The following is a 19111-nucleotide window of genomic DNA, read 5'->3' as shown; positions in this document are numbered from 1 at the left end:
TTTTTCTTCCTACCTTCGTCTTACCTTCGTTCAGCCCACCAGCAGCGGAAAGCGTGCGTCGTCCATCGGCGCGCCGGCCGGCAACGTCTCGGCCAGACCGGGGAAATCGGGCGAGGTCTTCCAGCTGCGCGGTGCATGGCGGATGTCGTCGCCCAGGAAGCGCACCGAGAACACGCGGCGCCGGTTCGGCCCTTCGACCCCGGCCGCCGCATGCAGCGTGAGCATGTGGAAGCAGACGAAATCGCCGGGCTCGATGTTCCAGCCCACGATGGGAAAGCGCTCGCGCGCGCCCTCGATGTCGGGCAGGTCTTCGAGGCTGCCTTCGGGGAACCACTTGGCGTGGTTGTCCATGAAGGTGCGCGGCATCAGCCACGGCCCCTTGTGGGAGCCGGCCACGAATTCGAGCGTGGCGGTGCGAGACACCGGATCGACCGGGATCCACATGCTGACGTTCTGCTCACCCTCGATGTTGTAGTAGGGCTGGTCCTGGTGCCAGGGCGTGCGCTGCCGCGTGCCAGGCTCCTTCACGAGCAGGTGGTCGTGGTAGAGCCGCACGGTCTGCGAGCCCATCAGCCGCTGCGCGAGCTGCGCCAACGGCGCCTCGAAGATGAAGCGGCGGAAGGCGTCGATCTCCTGCCAGTTGCAGAAGTCCTCGAAGAAGCGGCCTGGATCGTCGGGCCGGCTCGCCACCTTGGCGCGCGGGCTGGGCGCCGCGAGGTTGGCCTCGATGCCATCGCGCAGCAGCGCCAGTTCGTCTTGCGTGAGCAGCTGGCGGATGCAGACTGCGCCGTCACGCTGGAACTGCGCGACCACCGCGTCGTCCACGCGCGCCTGCACGCGGCGCTGCAACTCCCGGGCATCAGGCAGGGCCGCGCCCGCCATCACTTCACCATCGGCAGCTTGAGGCCCTGCTTCTTCGCGGTGGCCACGGCGATGTCGTAGCCGGCATCGGCGTGGCGCATCACGCCGGTGGCCGGGTCGTTGAAGAGCACGCGCTCGATGCGCTTGGCCGCCGCGTCGGTGCCATCGCACACGATCACCACGCCCGAGTGCTGCGAGTAACCCATGCCCACGCCACCGCCGTGGTGCAGGCTGACCCAGGTGGCGCCGCCCGCTGTGTTGAGCAGCGCGTTGAGCAGCGGCCAGTCGGAGACGGCATCGGTGCCGTCCTTCATGGCTTCGGTCTCGCGGTTCGGGCTGGCGACCGAGCCGGTGTCCAGGTGGTCGCGGCCGATGACGATGGGCGCCTTCAGTTCGCCGTTCTTCACCATCTCGTTGAAGGCCAGGCCCGCGATGTGGCGCTCGCCCAGGCCCAGCCAGCAGATGCGCGCGGGCAGGCCCTGGAAGGCGATGCGCTCGCGCGCCATGTCGAGCCAGCGGTGGGTGTGGGTGTTCTCGGGGAACAGCTCCTTGATCTTGGCGTCGGTCTTGTAGATGTCTTCCGGGTCGCCCGAGAGCGCCACCCAGCGGAAGGGGCCCTTGCCTTCGCAGAAGAGTGGACGGATGTAGGCAGGCACGAAGCCGGGGAAGTCGAACGCGTTCTTCACGCCTTCATCGAAGGCGACCTGGCGGATGTTGTTGCCGTAGTCGACGGTCGGGATGCCCATGGACTGGAAGTCGAGCATGGCCTGCACATGCACGGCGCACGACTTCGCGGCCGCCTTCTTCAGCGCATCGTGCTGCGAAGCGTCCTTCATCGCGGCCTGCCATTGCGGCACGCTCCAGCCCGAGGGCAGGTAGCCGTTGATCAGGTCGTGCGCGGAGGTCTGATCGGTCACGAGGTCGGGCTTCAGGCCGCCGGCCTTCGCGCGCTTCACCAGTTCCGGAAGGATGTCCGCCGCGTTGCCGAGCAGCGCGATCGACACGGCTTCCTTCGCGTCGCAGTGCTGCTTGATAAGTTCGAACGCATGGTCGATGTCGCGCGCCTGCTTGTCGACGTAGCGCGTGCGCAGGCGAAAGTCGATGCTCGACTGCTGGCATTCGATGTTGAGCGACACGGCACCTGCGAGCGTGGCAGCGAGCGGCTGCGCGCCGCCCATGCCGCCCAGGCCCGCCGTCAGGATCCACTTGCCCGCGAGGCTGTTGTTGTAGTGCTGGCGGCCGGCTTCAACAAAGGTCTCGAAGGTGCCTTGCACGATGCCCTGGCTGCCGATGTAGATCCAGCTGCCCGCGGTCATCTGGCCGTACATGAAGAGGCCCTGGCGGTCGAGCTCGTTGAAGTGTTCCCAGTTGGCCCACTTCGGCACGAGGTTCGAATTGGCGAGCAGCACGCGAGGCGCATTCTCATGCGTCTTGAACACGCCCACGGGCTTGCCCGACTGGATGAGCAGCGTCTCGTCGTCGTTCAGTTCCTTGAGCGACGCGAGGATCTGGTCGTAGCAGGCCCAGTTGCGCGCGGCGCGGCCGATGCCGCCGTACACCACCAAGTCTTGCGGGCGCTCGGCCACCTCGGCGTCGAGGTTGTTCTGCAGCATGCGGAACGGGGCTTCGGTGAGCCAGCTCTTGCAGTTGAGCGTGCTGCCGCGCGGGGCGCGGATCACGCGCGTCGGGTCGTGGCGCGGATCGGCGACGTCGGGGTTGTTCAGGGCGAATTTTTCGGGAGCGTTCATGGCGTGGTTCTCCTATCGGGCGATGTTCAAGAGTGACTGGGCAGGATGTTCAGCAGCGCGGCCGGCAGCTCGGCCTTCAGCGCCCACTGGCGCATGGCTTCGATGTCCGGGGCGAGGTAACGGTCGCGTTCGAGGAAGGCGACGTTCTGGCGGATGCGAGCGAATTCAGCTTCGACCAGCGGCGAGCTCTTGAGCTTGCGCTTGAGCTCGATGCCTTGCGCGGCCGCCATCGCTTCGATGCCGACGACCACCGCGGTGTTGTTGACCATGTCGCCCAACCGGCGCGCCGCAAAGGTGGCCATCGAGACATGGTCTTCCTGGTTGGCCGAGGTCGGCAGGCTGTCGACGCTCGCGGGATGCGCGAGCGACTTGTTCTCGGAAGCGAGTGCGGCGGCCGTGACCTGCGCGATCATGAAGCCGGAGTTCAGACCCCCATCGCGCACCAGGAACGGCGGCAAGCCCGAAAGGCCGGTGTCGAGCAGCAGCGCGATGCGGCGCTCGGCGATCGCGCCGACTTCGCTCACGGCCAGCGCAATGATGTCGGCCGCGAAGGCGACCGGCTCGGCGTGGAAGTTACCGCCCGAGATCACTTCGCCGGTGTCGCAGAACACCAGCGGGTTGTCCGATGCGGCATTGGCTTCGATGACCAGCACGCGCGATGCATGCGCGAGGTTGTCGAGGCAGGCGCCCATCACCTGCGGGATGCAGCGCACGGAGTACGGATCTTGCACGCGACCGCAGTCGGCGTGCGAAGGGACGATCTCGCTGCCTTCGAGCAGCGTGCGCACGGCGCCGGCGACTGCCATCTGGCCGGGCTGGCCGCGTGCGGCATGGATGCGCGCGTCGAAGGGCTTGATCGAACCCTGGATCGCTTCGAGCGACAACGCGCCCGACATCAGAGCGGCGGCGAACACGTCTTCCGCTCCGAAGAGGCCGGCGAGCGCCAGCGCGGTCGACACCTGCGTGCCGTTGAGCAGCGCGAGGCCTTCCTTCGGCCCGAGCACGAAGGGTTCGAGGCCAATGCTGCGCATCGCTTCGGCGCCGCTGACCGTCCTGCCGTCGGCCAGCGTCGCCTCGCCCTCGCCGATCAGCACGCAGGCCATGTGCGCGAGCGGCGCAAGGTCGCCCGATGCGCCGACCGAACCCTTGCACGGAATGCTCGGCGTGACGCCCGCATTGAACAGCGCCAGCAGCGCATCGACCAGCGCAGGCCGCACGCCCGAGTGCCCGCGCGCCAGGCTCACAGCCTTGGTCGCGAGGATCATGCGCACGACCGGCGCGGCCAGCGGCTCGCCCGTGCCCACGCTGTGCGAGAGCACCAGGTTGCGCTGCAGCTCGGCCAGGTGGTCATTGCCGATGCGCGTGCTCGCGAGCTTGCCGAAGCCGGTGTTGATGCCGTAGACCACCTGGTCGTTCTCGACGATGTGGCGCACCGCCGCCTCGGCCTTCGTCATGCCGTCGAGCACCGCCGGATCGAGCGCGAGCCGCACGCCGCCGGCCTGGATGCGTCGCAGCATCGCAAGGTCGACCTTGCCGGGCGTGAGGGTCAGGGTGGCATCGGATGAAGCTTGGTGATTGCTTGGCATGTGAACCTGTCTATACAAGTAGTTGCGAGAGATAACCGGATCGATAACGACGTTTAAAAAACTACGCCCCTTCGCGGAACACCGCGGAACCGGCTTTGCCGGGCCGCTGGTGTTGCCCCCGGTGAGGGGGTTGGCGAAGCGACACGAAGTGCGCGAAGACTGGGGGAGAGTTCATTGCTCTAGCCGAAGCTCGGGTTGCCGTCGGCTTTGAAACGACTGCCCAGGCTGTAGCGCGACGCGGGATGCAGGCAGCGCACCCAGGTCACGGGCGTGTTGCGCGTCCAGGTGCGGCGCGTGAGCAGGAGGCAGGGGTCTGTCACTTCCATTGCGAGCCGCTCGGCCTGTTCGGCGTTGGGCAGCACGGCATCGACGACGTGTTCGATCTGGTCGAAGGGCACGTTGCGCACCAGGTATTCGCTGGGCGGCATCGCGGTGAAGTCCTGCTCGAGGTAATCGGGCACGACCTGCGGGTTGACGTAGCGCTCTTCCAGTTGCACCGGCGTGTCGTTCTCCAGGTGCAGGCAGGCGCTGTGGAACACCGAGTCGCCGGCGCGCAGGTCGAGCCATGCGGCCACATCGGGCGAGGCGGCGATGCGTTCGACCGCGAGCATCTCGCAGCGGTAGTCGTGGCCGCGCTGGCGGATCTCGCTCGCGATGTTGGCGATCTGCAGCAGCGTCGATTGCGGCTTGTTCTCGGCCACGAAGCTGCCGACGCCGGCCACGCGCACGATGCGGCCCTGCTCCACCAGTTCGCGCAGTGCGCGGTTCACCGTCATGCGCGCCATGCCGAACTGCGCGACCAGCTCGTGCTCCGAAGGCAGGCGGTGGCCGGGCGGCCAGGTGCCGTCCTGGATCTTGCGGGAGATGTGATCCTTGACTTGCGCGTAGAGCGCGAGGGTCGGCAGGTCGCGTTTCATCGGGTGATCAATGCTCCGCGGCGGCCATCGACTCGGCGCGGATTTCTTCGGTCAGGCGCGCCTTGATGTCCATGAACTCGGGCGAGGTCTTGATCGTGTAGCTGCGCGGATGCGGGAAGTCGACCGCGATCTCGGTCTTGATGCGCCCCGGCCGTGCGCTGAACACCGCCACGCGGTTGGCCATGAAGATCGCCTCGTCGATGTCGTGCGTGACGAAGAGCACCGTCTTCTGCGCCGATTCCCAGATCCCGAGCAACAGCTCCTGCATCAGCACGCGCGTCTGGTTGTCCAGCGCGCCGAAGGGTTCGTCGAGCAGGAGCATCTTGGGGTCGTTGGCGAGCGCGCGCGCAATCGCGGTGCGCTGCTGCATGCCGCCCGAGAGCTGCTTCGGAAAGTGATGCTCGAAGCCGCGCAGGCCCACCTTGGCGATGAAGAACTCGCTGCGTTCCTTCTGGTCGGCTTCGCTCATGCCGCGCTCGCGCAGGCCGAAGCGGATGTTCTGCGCCACCGTGAGCCACGGGAACAGCGTGTAGCTCTGGAACACCACGCCGCGGTCGGCACCCGGGCCTTCGATGCGCTCGCCGTCGAGCATCACCTGGCCGGTGGTCGGGAAGTCGAGCCCCGCCACGATGCGCAGCAGCGTCGACTTGCCGCAGCCCGAAGGGCCGAGGATGGTGACGAAGTCGTTCTCCTTCACCTCGAAGTCGATGGGCAGGAGCGCCTGCGTGCTCTGGCCCTTGGTGCCGGTGAAGACACGCGACACGCCTTGAATGGAAAGCTGGTTCTTCACAGTGCGGCCCATGCGAACAGACGGCGGTTGAGCGCCTTGAAAGCGAAGTCGGACAGAAGGCCGATGACGCCGATCACGATGATCCCGAAGATGATCTGCCCGGTGTTCAGGAGCGCCTGGCTGTCGGTGATCATGTGGCCGATGCCCGAGGACGAGCCGATCAGCTCCGCCACGATCACGTAGGTCCACGCCCAGCCGAGCACGAGGCGCAGCGTTTCGGCGATGCCCGGCGCGGCGCCCGGAATGAGCACCCGCGCCACGATGCCGCGGCTGTTCGCGCCGAGCGTGTAGGCGGCCTCGACGAGGTCGCGCCGCGCGCCGCCCACGGTGACGGCCACCATCAGCACGATCTGGAAGAAGGAGCCGATGAAGATCACCAGCAGCTTCTGCATTTCGCCCAGGCCCGCCCACAGGATGAGCAGCGGAATGAACGCCGAGGCCGGCAGGTAGCGGCAGAACGAGACGAAGGGCTCGAAGAAGGCCTCGACGGTTTTCCAGGTGCCCATCGCGATGCCCAGCGGCACCGCGAACACCGCCGCCAGCAGGAAGCCGCCGAACACGCGCCACACGGTCATGCCGATGTCGCCGATGAAGCCGTACTCGGTGAAGAGCAGCCAGCCTTCCTTGACCATGGTCGGCGGGCTCGCGAGGAAGGTCGGCGACACGAAGCCGCCGAGCGTGGCGAGCGACCACACGAGCACGAAGACGACGAAGAAGCCGAGTCCCAGCAACACGCGCGCACGGGCGCCGATGGGTTCGAGCGGCGCGAACGCGCGGCGGCGCACGGGCACCACCACGGGTTGAGGTGAAACGGCGCCCGTCGTCGATGCCGCGCGGGGCGGCACCTGCGGCAGCGCCTTACTTGACGTAGCTTGCATCGAAGGTGACTGCATAGTCTTCAGGCGCCTTGCGGATCACGCCGGCCTCCAAGAGGATCGCCGCGGCTTCCTTCATGAAGGTGGTGAGTTCGCCCGCGAAGAACTTCTGGTTGGCGGCCTTGTCCTGCCAGCGCAGGTACGCCGACGACTTGGCGAACTGCTCGCCGCTCTGCTTGACGGCCGAGCCCATGAGTTCGTTCGACTTGGCCGGATCGGCCTTGATCATGTCCAGCGCATCGAAATACGACTTGGTGAGCGCGGCGGCGGCCTTGGGGTTGGCCTTGAGCCAGGTGGGCGCGCAGCCGACGGTGTCCATCACCATCGGGTAGTCGAGCGTGGTGGCCAGGATCTTGCCGGCCGCCGGGTTGGCGCGCACGGTCGAGAGGTACGGCTCGTAGGTCATGGCGGCGTCGTTCTGGCCGGCCACGAACGCCTGGGCGGCGGGCTGCGGCTCGAGCGAGACGACCTTCACGTCCTTCAGGCTCATGCCGTTCTTGCTGAGCATCCAGGCCAGGCCGAAGTACGGCGCGGTGCCGGGGGCGCTCACGCCGATGGACTTGCCCTTGAGATCGGCAAAGGTCTTCACGTCGTTGCGCACCGCGATGCCGTCGGCGCCGTAGGACTTGTCCATCTGGAAGATCTGCACGATCGGCACGCCGTTGGCGTTCCATGCCACATGCGTTTCCACGGTGGTGGCGGCGCACTGGATGGCGCCGGAGGCCAGGGCCAGGTGACGGTCCTTCTGCGGAATCATCTTCAGTTCGACGTCCAGGCCGTTCTTCTTGAAGATGCCGGCCTTGTCGGCCAGCGAGAGCGGCGCGAAGCCGGTCCAGCCGGACATGCCGAGCGCGATCTTGGTGTCCTGGGCGGCGGCCGTTCCGGCCATGCCCGCTGCACATGCACCTGCTGCCAGCAGCGAAGCGACTTTCACAACTACCGTCTTGACCATGGGTACTCCTGGTTCCGTTTCTTGAGAGATGGCTCGGCGATGCGCCCCGGGGCCGGGCTGCGCGCGCCTCGCATTGTTGTCAAGCGCCCCAACTTGTATATACAGGATAACCCGTGAGGGCCGTTCCGGTGCATTTCGGAAGGAAGATGCACCAGATTGCTGTCTAGACAAATAGGGCGGCGGGACGGAGGTCTCCATTGCAAAGCTCGTGCCACAGTCATAACCCGGTGGCTGGGGGACAATCGACCGCCCCGCCCTTCCTCCCCTTTCGACGTCCGCCTCCGCAGCCTGTGTCCTCCCTCGCACCCCACCCCCTCGACGCCCCCGGCAGCAGCACCTCGCCGGCCGAAATCCTCCACGAAGTCTTCGGCTATTCGCAGTTCCGCGGCGCCCAGCAGGACATCGTCGATCACGTGGTGGGCGGCGGCGATGCGCTGGTGCTGATGCCGACCGGTGGCGGCAAGTCGCTGTGCTATCAGATCCCGGCCATCGCCCGGCAGCGCGCGGGGCGCGGCGTCGCGGTGGTGGTGTCGCCGCTGATCGCGCTGATGCACGACCAGGTCGGCGCGCTGCACGAGGCGGGGGTGAATGCGGCGTTCCTCAATTCGACGCTCGACTGGGAACAGACGCAGGACGTGGAGCGCCGCATGCTGCGCGGCGAGATCACGCTGCTCTACGCGGCGCCCGAGCGCGTCAACACGCCGCGCTTCCTGTCGCAACTCGATTCGCTGAAGGAACGCGGCAAGCTCTCGCTGTTCGCGATCGACGAGGCGCATTGCGTGAGCCAGTGGGGCCACGACTTCCGTCCCGAATACCGCGCACTCACCGTGCTGCACGAGCGCTATGCGGGCGTGCCGCGCATCGCGCTCACCGCCACGGCCGATGCGCTCACGCGCGCCGACATCGTCGAGCGGTTGCAACTCGAAGAAGCGCGCCAGTTCGTCTCCAGCTTCGACCGGCCGAACATCCGCTACACCATCGTCGAGAAGAAGGACGCGACCACGCAGCTTTTGCGCTTCATCGAGCGCGAGCACGAGGGCGATGCGGGCGTGGTCTATTGCCAGTCGCGCAAGCGCGTGGAAGACCTCGCGACGACGCTGCAGGGCGCCGGCATCAACGCACTGCCGTACCACGCGGGCCTGGACGCGGCGGTGCGCCAGAAGCACCAGGACCGGTTCCTGCGCGAGGAAGGCATCGTGATGGTCGCGACCATCGCCTTCGGCATGGGCATCGACAAGCCCGATGTGCGCTTCGTCGGCCACCTGGACATGCCCAAAAACATCGAGGGCTACTACCAGGAAACCGGCCGCGCGGGCCGCGACGGCGCCCCCGCCGATGCCTGGATGACCTACGGCCTGAACGACGTGGTGAACCAGCGCCGCATGATTGACGAGAGCCCAGCCGGCGAAGAGTTCAAGCAGGTGATGCGCGGCAAGCTCGACGCCCTGCTCTCGCTGGCCGAGGCGAGCGACTGCCGGCGCGTGCGACTCCTCGGCTACTTCGGCGAGAAGAGCACGCCTTGCGGCAACTGCGACAACTGCCTGAACCCGCCGCAGGTGTGGGACGGCACCGATGCCGCGCGCAAGCTGCTGAGCACCATCTACCGCGTGCAGCAGCTGAGCGGCATCAGCTTCGGCGCGGGGCACATCATGGACATCCTGCGCGGCAAGGAGACCGAGAAGGTCAAGCAGTTCGGGCACGAGCGCATCAGCACCTTCGGGCTGGGCGCGGAGTTCAGCGAGGTGCAACTGCGCGGCGTGCTGCGCCAGCTGATCGCCACGGGCGCACTGGCGGTCGATGCGGAGGCCTTCAACACACTGAAGCTCACCGAGGGATCGCGTGCGGTGCTCAAGGGCGAGGCGAACGTGACGCTGCGCGAATCCATCTCGGCACCGGCGGAGCGCAAGCCACGCCGCGAGAAGGCCGCCAAGGGTGCGCCCTCGCCGGCGGCCGCCAAGCTCGACGACACCGGCAAGAAGCGCTTCGAGGCGCTCAAGGCCTGGCGCGCGGAGGTGGCCAAGGAGCACAACCTGCCGGCCTATGTGATCTTCCACGACGCCACGCTGGCGTCGATCGCCGAGCGCGCACCGGCGACGCTCGAGGACCTGCAGGGCATCAGCGGCATCGGTACCAAGAAGCTCGAGGCCTACGGGGCCGAGGTGCTGCGCGTGTGCTCGGCGTTTTAGCCGGGCACTCCGACTTCATCAGTTCGCCGGCGGCAGCGTGATCGGCACCGGCCGCGTGAGCAGGTCGACGAAGAGTTCGAAGAAGCGCGCGTTGTCGAAGCGCTGCACCACCGTCATCTTCTGCAGCGTTGGGCCTTCCGGCTGCAAGGCGTAGCCGATGGAGCGGCCGTTGTCGGCGGCGCCCGGCTTGGCGACCACGTCGACATAGCGCTCCACTGTCTTGGTCGCGTAGGTCGGATCGATCAGGTAGGCCATCGTCAGCGTGTCCCAGATGTTCTGCGTGTAGTCGGGGTTGTTCTCGAAGCCGTTCGTGCCGCTGAAACCGTAGCCGTTGAGCTTGCGGAACACCTCGGTCACCGCGGTCGGCTTGGCCGGATGGGCGATGCGGTCGTAGATCGGCTTGGTGAGGAACACGGTGTCGGTCACGTCGAGTGGCACGATCACTTGCGGGATCGGCAGGCGCACCACGAACTGCGCGGCATCGGGATCGAACCACCAGTTGAATTCGGCCGCCTTGGTGGTGTTGCCGGGCACGTCGATGGCGCCGCCCATGTAGATGATCTTCTTGATCAGCGGCACGATGTCCGGGCTCTTCTTCACCGCGAGCGCGATGTTGGTGAGCGGGCCGATGGCCAGGATGGTGATCTCGTTCGGGTTGGCCTTCACCGTGTCGATGATGAAGTCGACCGCACTCTTGCGCTGCACCAGCGTGCGCGTGGCAAAGCCGTCGGGCGAGGGCTTCAGGTCCGCGTCGGTCTTGGGCTCGGGGCCGCTCCAGGCGCCCAGGTAGCCGTCGCCGCCCGCACCGGCGGCCATTTCGGCCTCGACGTCGGCGAAGGTGTGGTTGAGCGCGTAGTTCTCGCCCACGTACACGCCGATGCGGTCGCCCACGCCGAGGCGCTCGACCGACATCAGCGCGTCGGCCACGCCCTGCTTGAGCCACTGGTTGCCCGAGACCACGCTGATGCCCATGACCTGGACCTTGCCCTGCGCCTGCAGCTGCGCGGCCATGACGCCGAGCTGGCCGTCGTCGCTCATGGTGTTGTAGTCGCTGTCGATGATGATCTTCTGCGCGGCCGGCGGCGGAGCGCCGAAGCCAGGGCCCAGCCCGATGCCGCCATTGCCGTCGCCGCCTCCGCCGCAGCCCGCCACCACGGTCACGACCACGAGGGCGAGCACCGTCCCTAACCATTTGCGCATGTTCCGCATCCTGCTTCTCCTAAGTGTTTGGTTTTCAGTCGAGGGAACTGAAATACAAACGTTTGCGCAAAGCTTTGCGCAAACGTTTGCCAAACTCTAAATGGCAAAGCACGCGCATGGCAAGCGCTGTGGCTAGGTGTTTTCCGCGAGGCCGCGCGAAGCGGCCCGGGCGCTTGTCGATGTCTGTCAGCCCGCGTTGGGCGGGGGATCGATCAAGCGGTTCTCGCGCAGCGGCGAGCGGTTGAGGAGGGCGGGCTGCTCTTCCGGAGGCGCGACCTCGGCCTTGTCCAGGCCAATGCCTGGCACGGCCTTGGACGACGACGCGGGCACCGGGCACGAACCGGAGCTGCGCAGCGTGAGCGCCGCAGCCAGCCGCGCCTCGGCGGGGTCGCCGAGCTGGTGGCTGAAATCGTCGGCCACGGCGCAATTGGCGTTGGGCGCAAAGCCGTCGCCGTAGTCGCCGAAACCCGCCTGGTTCACGCCCTTGAACTGGATCGCGAAGTAGGTCGTGCCGCAGTTGTCCTGCGGATAGAAGCCGTAGGGCTTGCCGCAGGTGGTGCCGCCCACCAAGTTGACGGTGACGCCGATGCCGCGCAGGCTGTTGATCACCGACTCGCTGGCCGAGCAGGTGTCGGGGCTGGTCAGCACGGTGACGCGCGAGAGGCCGAGCGTGGGCAGCGGCTGGTTGGTGCGGCTGGTGCTGATGAACGGGGTCAGGGCCTGTGCGAGCGTGAGATGGAACGGGTTCTTGTCGTTGAAGCTCAACAGCTCGAAGGTCTTTCCGGCCGTCTGGCCGGGCCCGGCCACCATGTAGGCCAGCCGGCTCGCGATGTTGAGCTGGCCGCCTCCGTTGTAGCGCATGTCGAGCACCAGGTCCTGGATGCCACCGTTCTCCTTGAGCTTGTTCACCGCCGCGATGAGCTGCGCCTCGGAGGTGGTGATGTGGTCGTTGAACAGCAGGTAGCCGACGCGGTTGCCCGCATCGCCGATGGTCTTGACGTTCTGCACCGGCGTGCGCGTCACCTGCGCGGCCGTGAGGTCGATGGTTCGCGTCGCGCCGCCTTCCTGCAGCTTGAAGGTGTGCGTCTCGCCGGCCGCCTGCGGCGAGATGCCGCGGTTGATGACCGCCGTGTTGGTGCCATTGAGCACGTCGATGCCGTCGATCTCGAGGATCTTTGCCCCGCGCGCGATGCCGGCGGCTGCGGCGGGCGAGCTCGAGTGCGGCTCGACGAACGCCACACGCAAATCGCGGTTGGGGCGGGAACTGCGCACGAACGCGAACTCGATCCCGTAGCTCGGCGAGACGCCGGCGTTGGACAGCTGGCGGTACGCCTCGGTGTCGTAGATGTAATGAAAGCGGTCCTTGGCGCGGCCCGAGGGCGAGGTGGTGGCCGGCGTCTTGAGCACGTTGAAGAACGCGACGGGCGTCGCGTAGTCGGCCGCCACCAGGTTGGTCGGCACTTCGTTGTACCAAAGGTAGGTTTCGTCGATCCAGCTGCGGACCCAGCTCTTCTCGTTGTCGACCGTACCGGCGGTGTCGGGATAGGCGGTGCCGGTTTCGGGGTTGATGCCGCGGCGCGGCGCGGCGCACTGGCCAGCGACCTCCGACGATGGAACAAGGCCACCGCCGCCGTTGGTGGGCGGATTGCCGCCAGGTGGTGGCAGCCCACCGATCGGAAAGCCACCGCCTCCTCCCCCCCCGCCGCCGCCACCACCGCAACCCGCCAGCAGACTTGCCACGGCCAGTGCCGCCGCGGCGGCCCATGCACCGGGGCGCGGCGAGTGCCGCAGGTCTGTATTGCGAAAGCCCATGGATTTCCTCCCCGTGCCCACGACCGCGGACACGCCCGCTTGTTGATCTTTACTGGACGAAGCCCATGCCGCGCGATTCGCGGACCTCGGGCTTGATGCGATGCTCGGCCTCGAGCTGGTCGAGAAACTCCGCCGCCGAGAACTCGACCGCGAGGATATCGGTCTGGCGTTTCACCGCCGCGAAATCCCCCGGGCACAGCTGTGCCAGTTGCGAGAGACGCGTTTTCACCTCGCCGGTCAGGAGCGCCGCGTCGCCCGCCAGCGCCTCGGTCACGAACATGCGCTCGCGTTGCACGGCCGTGAGCGGCTTGAACTTGATCTTGAAGGTGAAGCGCCGCAGCGCCGCCTGGTCGAGCCGGTCGAGCAGGTTGGTGGTGCAGATGAATACGCCGTTGAAGCGCTCCATGCCCTGCAGCATCTCGTTGACCTCGGTGACCTCGTAGGTGCGCTGCGCGCTGCGCCGGTCCTGCAGGAAGGAGTCGGCCTCGTCGAGCAGCAGCACGGCTTTTTCGGCCTCCGCTTCCTTGAACATGGCGGCCATGTTCTGCTCGGTCTCGCCGACGTACTTGCTCATGAGGTCGCTGGCCTGCTTGATGATCAGCGGCCGGCCCACGGCGCGGGCGATGTGCTCGGCCAGCGCGGTCTTGCCGGTGCCCGGCGCGCCGTAGAAGCACAGCGTGCCGTGACCGCGCGCCTTGAGCGCCTCGACGATGCGCGGGATCTCGAAGCGGGTCTCGACGTTGAGCATGTCGAGGTCGTACGTGGTGACGTTGCGGCGCTCGCCGCGGCCGGTGTCGAGCGTGCCCAGCGCGAGGTCGGCGTTGCGCAGTTGCCGCTCGATGAGGCCTTCCATCGAGGCGTCGTCGGTCTTTGCCAAACCCGCGAAGCGCACCGCGGTGCGGATCTGCGCAGGGGTGAGGCCCTTGCGCTCGGCCAGCTTGGCGGTGAAGGCCTCGGACACCACGACGCCTTCGAGCGTCTTCTTCACGAGCTGCTCGCGCGCGCCGGGCGGCGGCGACTTGAGCTCGAGGTGGTAGGCGAAACGACGACGGAACGCCGGGTCGATCTGCTCGATGCGGTTGGTAACCCACAACGTCGGCACCGGGTTGGCCTCGAGGATCTGGTTGACCCAGGCCTTGCCGCTCACGCTGCCGCTGGTGGGCGCGGGGATCTGCTCGGCACGCGCCATGAACTGCGCGGCCTCGGTGCTGATCGGCGGGAAGACGTCCTCGACCTCGTCGAACAGTAATGCGGCCTGCGCGCTGCCCTTGAGGAACACCTGCGCGATCTGCAGCGAGCGGTAGCGGTCGCGGCCGCTCAATGAATTGCCGTCCCGGTCGGCGTATTCGACTTCGAAGAGTTCGAGCCCTGCGGCTTGCGCGACCACTTTCGCGAGCTCGGTCTTGCCGGTGCCGGGCGGGCCGTAGAGCAGCACGTTGACGCCGGGCTCCTTGCGCGCGACGGCGGCGCGCAGCAGCGTGACGAGCATCTGTGCGTCTTCCTCAACGAATGAAAAATCGTGCGGCGTGAGCGCGCTCTTGGCCGAAGGCCGCGTGAACACCGCCATCAATTCGTTGTGGTCGCGATATTCGCGCATCAGCACCGGCGGCAGTTTCTCGCTGACCTTCATGAGGTCGGCGAGGTCTGTGATGTTGTGTTCGGAGATCAGGTTCTCGACGAGGCCGATGCGCTCCAGCCGCGAGCCCGCGCGCAGTGCTTCGCCCACCTCGCTCGCATTCACGCCCGCGATGTCGGCGATGGCGGCATAGGCCTCGGGCGCGTTGTTGACCTTGAACTCGACCAGCAGCGAACGCAGGTCGCGCTGGTAGCGTGCGAGCGTGCCGTAGAGCAGCAGCGCGCGCTCTGCCTTGTTGAGTTGCAAGAGGCCCGCGAGTGCGTCGATGTTCTTCTCGACCAGCGTCGATTGCTTGCGCAATGCATGCGTGAGCCAGTCGCGCGTGACGGCGAGCACCGAGAGCAGGTCCTTGGGCTGGTCCTTCGCGTACTCGTCCAGATAGAAGAAGAGCGTGCCTTCTTCATACGGACCGCGCCACACGCCATGGCGTTCGAGCAGTGTGCGGCCATCGAGATTCTCGACGCCCTTCCACGCTTCGTTGCCTGCGCAGCGGCGTCCGAGGAACTCGCGCAATCGCTGCAATACCGCAGCGGGCCACACGAGATGGCGCCCCGTGAGCGAGAGCAATCCGTTGATATCGCGCCGCACATTGAAGCGCGGCCCCTGCTTGGCTGCGAGCGTGAGCACGAAGTGCGAGCACATGAGCTCGAGCACCGGCGCTTCCTTGAGGCCAGGCGAAGGCAATGCCTGCCCGCGTACCGCAGCAGCCACTACATCGACACCCGCACGCTTGACCATCAGGAAACCTCCAATGAGGAAATTCGTGGAGAGACCATAACGCAGACTTTTGGCTTCGGGAAGACGCCGAAAGGGTAAAAACCCTGATCTGGCGATTCCAGCCACAATGCGCGCCATGGTCGGAATCGAAGAAATCCAGCGCGCCGCAGTGCGCCTCCAGGGGCAGGTGCTCAATACGCCCTGTGTCGAATCACGCACGCTCTCCGAAATCGTCGGCGCGCAGGTGTTCCTGAAATTCGAGAACCTGCAGTTCACATCCTCGTTCAAGGAGCGGGGTGCGTGCAACAAGCTGGTCGATCTTTCGGAAGCCGGCACACGCGGCGTGATCGCCATGTCGGCCGGCAACCATGCCCAGGGTGTGGCCTATCACGCGCAGCGGCTTGGCCTTCGGGCGCTGATCGTGATGCCGCGCTTCACGCCCGGCGTGAAGATCGAGCGCACCCGCGGCTTCGGCGCCGAGGTGGTGCTGCACGGCGACACGCTCGACGCGGCGCGTGCGCATGCGCTGGAGCTTGCCGAGCGCGAAGGGCTGACCTTCGTGCATCCGTATGACGACGAGGCCATCATCGCCGGGCAAGGCACCGTGGCGCTCGAGATGCTCGACGTGGTGCCCGACCTCGACACGCTGGTCGTGGCGGTCGGTGGCGGCGGGCTGATCGCCGGCATGGCGGTGGCGGCGCGCGATCGCAAGCCCGGCATCGAGATCGTCGGGGTGCAGACCACGCGCTTTCCGGGCATGGTCAACGCCATCAAGGGCACGCACCACGTGCAGGGCAAGAGCACGATCGCCGAAGGCATCGCGGTCGGCACGCCCGGTGTGCTGACGCAGGAGATCATCGCGAGCAAGGTCGACGACTTGGTGCTGGTGGACGAAGGCGACATCGAACAGGGCGTGCTGATGCTGCTCGAGATCGAAAAGACCCTTGTGGAAGGTGCGGGTGCCGCCGGTCTTGCGGCGCTGATCCGGCATCCGGAGCGCTTCAAGGGCAAGCGTGTGGGGCTGGTGCTTTCGGGCGGGAACATCGATCCGCTGCTGCTCGCGGCCATCATCGAACGCGGCATGGTCAGGGCCGGCCGGCTCGCGCGGGTGCGGGTGAGTGCGCGCGACGTGCCTGGCTCGCTGGCCGAGATCACGGCGACTGTGGCCGAAGCGGGCGCTAACGTCGACGAAGTGCACCACCAGCGCGCGTTCACGATGCTGGCGGCGCAGAACGTCGACATCGAGTTGGTCCTGCAGACCCGCGGCCGGGCCCACCTGGCCAGCGTGTTGACGGCCCTGAAGGACGCCGGTTTCGAAGCCGAGGAGCAACATTGAGAGAGGGGCTCGCAACCCCCTAGACCGCTCCGCAGGGCCCCGCCGGTAAAATGCCGCCAGTTTTGTCATTTGTGTATTCGAGGTACTTCCCGATGTCCAATCCCACTCCCGTCGAGCCCGGCCACGCCGCAGCCGCCGAACATGACGCCGTCGAATCGGTCGTTCACCTGATGCCCATCGTGCTCCCGCTTGCTGGCGGCGTGCTGATGCTTCTGCTGGCATCCATCGCTGTCTACTTGGCCTGACAGCCTGTTGGGCTGTCGTCCGCGGGCGGTGCGGCCCGCGCTGACGCAATCTCCCTGAGCGAAACGTTTTCTCAAACGGACCTCCGCGCCATTGAAGGCACGGCGTCCCGTTCGGAAAGACGATTTTTCAACTTAGGAGATTTCCGATGAACGCACCCACGATGAAGGGCCTCACCATTCAGGCGCCCTCATACGTCAAGAACGCGAAACTGATTGCCTGGGTGGCCGACATGGCCGCGCTTTGCAAACCCGAGGCCGTCTACTGGTGCGACGGCAGCAAGGAAGAGTACGACCGCCTCTGCCAGCAGCTGGTCGACGGGGGCACCTTCAAGAAGCTCAACCCCGCCAAGCGGCCCAACTCGTTCCTCGCGGTGTCCGATCCGACCGACGTCGCGCGCGTCGAAGATCGCACTTTCATCTGCTCCAACGAGAAGGAAAGCGCCGGCCCCACCAACAACTGGATGGCTCCGGCCGAAATGCGTGCGACGCTGCAGCCGCTCTTCGACGGCTGCATGAAGGGCCGCACGATGTACGTGGTGCCGTTCAGCATGGGCCCGCTGGGCTCGCCGATCGCGCACATCGGCATCGAACTCTCCGACAGCCCTTATGTGGCGGTCAACATGCGCATCATGACCCGCATGGGCAAGGCGGTGTACGAGGTGCTGGGCGCCGACGGCGAATTCGTGCCCTGCGTGCACACCGTGGGCGCGCCGCTCGAGGGCGGGCAGAAGGATGTGTCCTGGCCCTGCAACAAGACCAAGTACATCGTTCACTACCCCGAGACACGCGAGATCTGGAGCTACGGCTCGGGCTACGGCGGCAACGCGCTGCTGGGCAAGAAGTGCTTTGCGCTGCGCATCGCCTCGAACATGGGCCGTGACGAGGGCTGGCTGGCCGAGCACATGCTGATCCTGGGCGTGACGAATCCCGAGGGCAAGAAGCACCACGTGGCCGCCGCCTTCCCGAGCGCCTGCGGCAAGACGAATTTCTCGATGCTGGTGCCGCCGGCCGGCTTCGAAGGCTGGAAGGTCACGACCATCGGCGACGACATCGCCTGGATCAAGCCCGGCAAGGACGGCCGCCTGTACGCGATCAACCCCGAAGCGGGTTACTTCGGCGTGGCGCCCGGCACCAACATGCTGACCAATCCGAACTGCATGGACAGCCTGAACAACGACGTGATCTTCACGAACGTCGCGCTGACCGACGACGGCGACGTCTGGTGGGAGGGCATGGAGCAGGACACCAAGACCCTGCCCGCGCACCTGACTGACTGGCAGGGCAAGGACTGGACGCCGCAGATCGCCAAGGAAACCGGCGCGAAAGCGGCGCACCCGAACTCGCGCTTCACTGTTGCCGCAACCAACAACCCGGCGCTGGACGACGCCTGGGACGATCCGAAGGGCGTGGCCATCGACGCCTTCATCTTCGGCGGCCGCCGCTCGACGACGGTCCCGCTGGTGACCGAGGCGCGCAACTGGGTCGAGGGCGTCTACATGGCCGCGACGATGGGTTCTGAAACCACCGCCGCCGCTGGCGGCCAGCAAGGCGTGGTGCGCCGTGACCCGTTCGCGATGCTGCCGTTCGCCGGCTACAACATGGCCGACTACTTCCAGCATTGGCTCAACGTCGGCAAGAAGCTCGAGGCCTCGGGCGCCAAGCTGCCGAAGATCTATACGACCAACTGGTTCCGCAAGGGTGCCGACGGCAAGTTCGTCTGGCCTGGTTATGGCGAGAACATGCGCGTGCTGAAGTGGATGATCGATCGCGTCGAAGGCAAGAAGACCGAAGGCGTCGAGCACATCACCGGTGTGAGCCCGCGGTATGAGGATCTGAATTGGACGGGGCTGGAATTCAGTGCGGAGCAGTTCGCCACGGTAACCAGCATCGACAAGGCTGCTTGGCAAGCCGAGCTGAAGTTGCATGCGGAACTGTTCCAACAGCTCTCGCATCACCTGCCGAAGGAGCTACCGGAAACCAAGGCAGCCATTGAGCAACGTCTGGCCGCCTGATTCTCAGCGGCTCTAAATAGCAAAAGCCCGGTGGAGCAATCCACCGGGCTTTTTTATTGGCGCTTGCTTGCTGCATTTGTCATTCTTTTCACCCTGGTATTGGGATCAAGCGCATTCGTGCAAAGCAAAAAACCCCAGTCAGTAATCTGACTGGGGTTTTCTGGGCTGTAAGAGCCTGACGATGACCTACTTTCACACGGGAACCCGCACTATCATCGGCGCTGAGTCGTTTCACTGT

The 19111-nt window shown here is 66.2% G+C and carries 14 protein-coding genes; 4 read left to right on the top strand and 10 right to left on the bottom strand.

The genetic code is table 11. The features are described from left to right. Positions 1–30: 30 nt before the first annotated feature. The 7 genes from ACSFA7_RS15735 to ACSFA7_RS15705 all read right to left on the bottom strand — a co-directional run bounded on the left by ACSFA7_RS15735 (position 31) and on the right by ACSFA7_RS15705 (position 7729). Positions 31–882 (bottom strand): phytanoyl-CoA dioxygenase family protein, encoded by an 852-nt coding sequence (locus ACSFA7_RS15735; protein WP_435500239.1) that lies wholly within the window; start codon positions 880–882, stop codon positions 31–33. Then, on the bottom strand, positions 882–2609 hold the full coding sequence (hutU, locus tag ACSFA7_RS15730; protein WP_435500238.1) for a urocanate hydratase: 1728 nt from the start codon (positions 2607–2609) through the stop codon (positions 882–884). Before hutU ends, ACSFA7_RS15735 begins: the two co-directional genes overlap by 1 nt. A 26-nt stretch (positions 2610–2635) precedes the next feature. Further along, positions 2636–4195 carry a histidine ammonia-lyase gene (gene hutH, locus ACSFA7_RS15725; RefSeq protein ID WP_435500237.1) on the bottom strand — a complete coding sequence of 520 codons (1560 nt, stop codon included), beginning with the start codon at positions 4193–4195 and terminating at the stop codon, positions 2636–2638. Positions 4196–4374: 179 nt separating this feature from the next. Continuing rightward, the gene (hutC, locus tag ACSFA7_RS15720) at positions 4375–5112 is read right to left on the bottom strand and encodes a histidine utilization repressor (protein WP_307604044.1); all 738 of its coding nucleotides are present in this window, start codon (positions 5110–5112) and stop codon (positions 4375–4377) included. A gap of 7 nt (positions 5113–5119) precedes the next feature. Then, positions 5120–5914, bottom strand: a complete 795-nt coding sequence (locus ACSFA7_RS15715; RefSeq protein WP_093441183.1) for an ABC transporter ATP-binding protein — start codon at positions 5912–5914, stop codon at positions 5120–5122. Continuing rightward, positions 5899–6780, bottom strand: a complete 882-nt coding sequence (locus tag ACSFA7_RS15710) for an ABC transporter permease (protein WP_435500236.1) — start codon at positions 6778–6780, stop codon at positions 5899–5901. Before ACSFA7_RS15710 ends, ACSFA7_RS15715 begins: the two co-directional genes overlap by 16 nt. Continuing rightward, a complete protein-coding gene (locus ACSFA7_RS15705) occupies positions 6761–7729 on the bottom strand; it encodes an ABC transporter substrate-binding protein (RefSeq protein WP_307644562.1) in 969 nt (322 codons plus the stop codon). The genes ACSFA7_RS15710 and ACSFA7_RS15705 overlap by 20 nt, the downstream gene beginning before the upstream one ends. 290 nt (positions 7730–8019) lie before the next feature. On the opposite strand from ACSFA7_RS15705, the gene recQ reads away from it, so the two are divergent. Further along, positions 8020–9915 (top strand): DNA helicase RecQ, encoded by a 1896-nt coding sequence (gene recQ / locus ACSFA7_RS15700; RefSeq protein WP_435500235.1) that lies wholly within the window; start codon positions 8020–8022, stop codon positions 9913–9915. Positions 9916–9933: 18 nt separating this feature from the next. Here the strand turns inward: recQ and ACSFA7_RS15695 are convergent, their stop codons facing one another. The 3 genes from ACSFA7_RS15695 to ACSFA7_RS15685 form a co-directional block, all read right to left on the bottom strand. After that, positions 9934–11124, bottom strand: a complete 1191-nt coding sequence (locus tag ACSFA7_RS15695; RefSeq protein WP_435500234.1) for a nucleoside hydrolase — start codon at positions 11122–11124, stop codon at positions 9934–9936. 177 nt (positions 11125–11301) lie between these two features. Next, a complete protein-coding gene (locus ACSFA7_RS15690; RefSeq protein ID WP_435500233.1) occupies positions 11302–12927 on the bottom strand; it encodes a S41 family peptidase in 1626 nt (541 codons plus the stop codon). A 49-nt stretch (positions 12928–12976) separates the two neighbouring features. Beyond that, the gene (locus tag ACSFA7_RS15685; protein WP_435500232.1) at positions 12977–15301 is read right to left on the bottom strand and encodes an ATP-binding protein; all 2325 of its coding nucleotides are present in this window, start codon (positions 15299–15301) and stop codon (positions 12977–12979) included. Between the two features lie 115 nt (positions 15302–15416). Between ACSFA7_RS15685 and ACSFA7_RS15680 the strand changes: the two genes are divergently transcribed. The 3 genes from ACSFA7_RS15680 to ACSFA7_RS15670 all read left to right on the top strand — a co-directional run bounded on the left by ACSFA7_RS15680 (position 15417) and on the right by ACSFA7_RS15670 (position 18873). Further along, positions 15417–16616, top strand: a complete 1200-nt coding sequence (locus tag ACSFA7_RS15680; RefSeq protein ID WP_435500231.1) for a threonine ammonia-lyase — start codon at positions 15417–15419, stop codon at positions 16614–16616. 92 nt (positions 16617–16708) lie between these two features. Further along, a complete protein-coding gene (locus ACSFA7_RS15675) occupies positions 16709–16861 on the top strand; it encodes a hypothetical protein (RefSeq protein ID WP_172672136.1) in 153 nt (50 codons plus the stop codon). A 146-nt stretch (positions 16862–17007) separates the two neighbouring features. Continuing rightward, positions 17008–18873 carry a phosphoenolpyruvate carboxykinase (GTP) gene (locus tag ACSFA7_RS15670; RefSeq protein ID WP_435500230.1) on the top strand — a complete coding sequence of 622 codons (1866 nt, stop codon included), beginning with the start codon at positions 17008–17010 and terminating at the stop codon, positions 18871–18873. Positions 18874–19111 lie beyond the last annotated feature (238 nt).

The sequence above is a fragment of the Variovorax trehalosi genome, assembly GCF_051216415.1.
GTDB lineage: Bacteria > Pseudomonadota > Gammaproteobacteria > Burkholderiales > Burkholderiaceae_C > Variovorax.
This window is presented reverse-complemented; position numbering and strand designations above follow the sequence as displayed.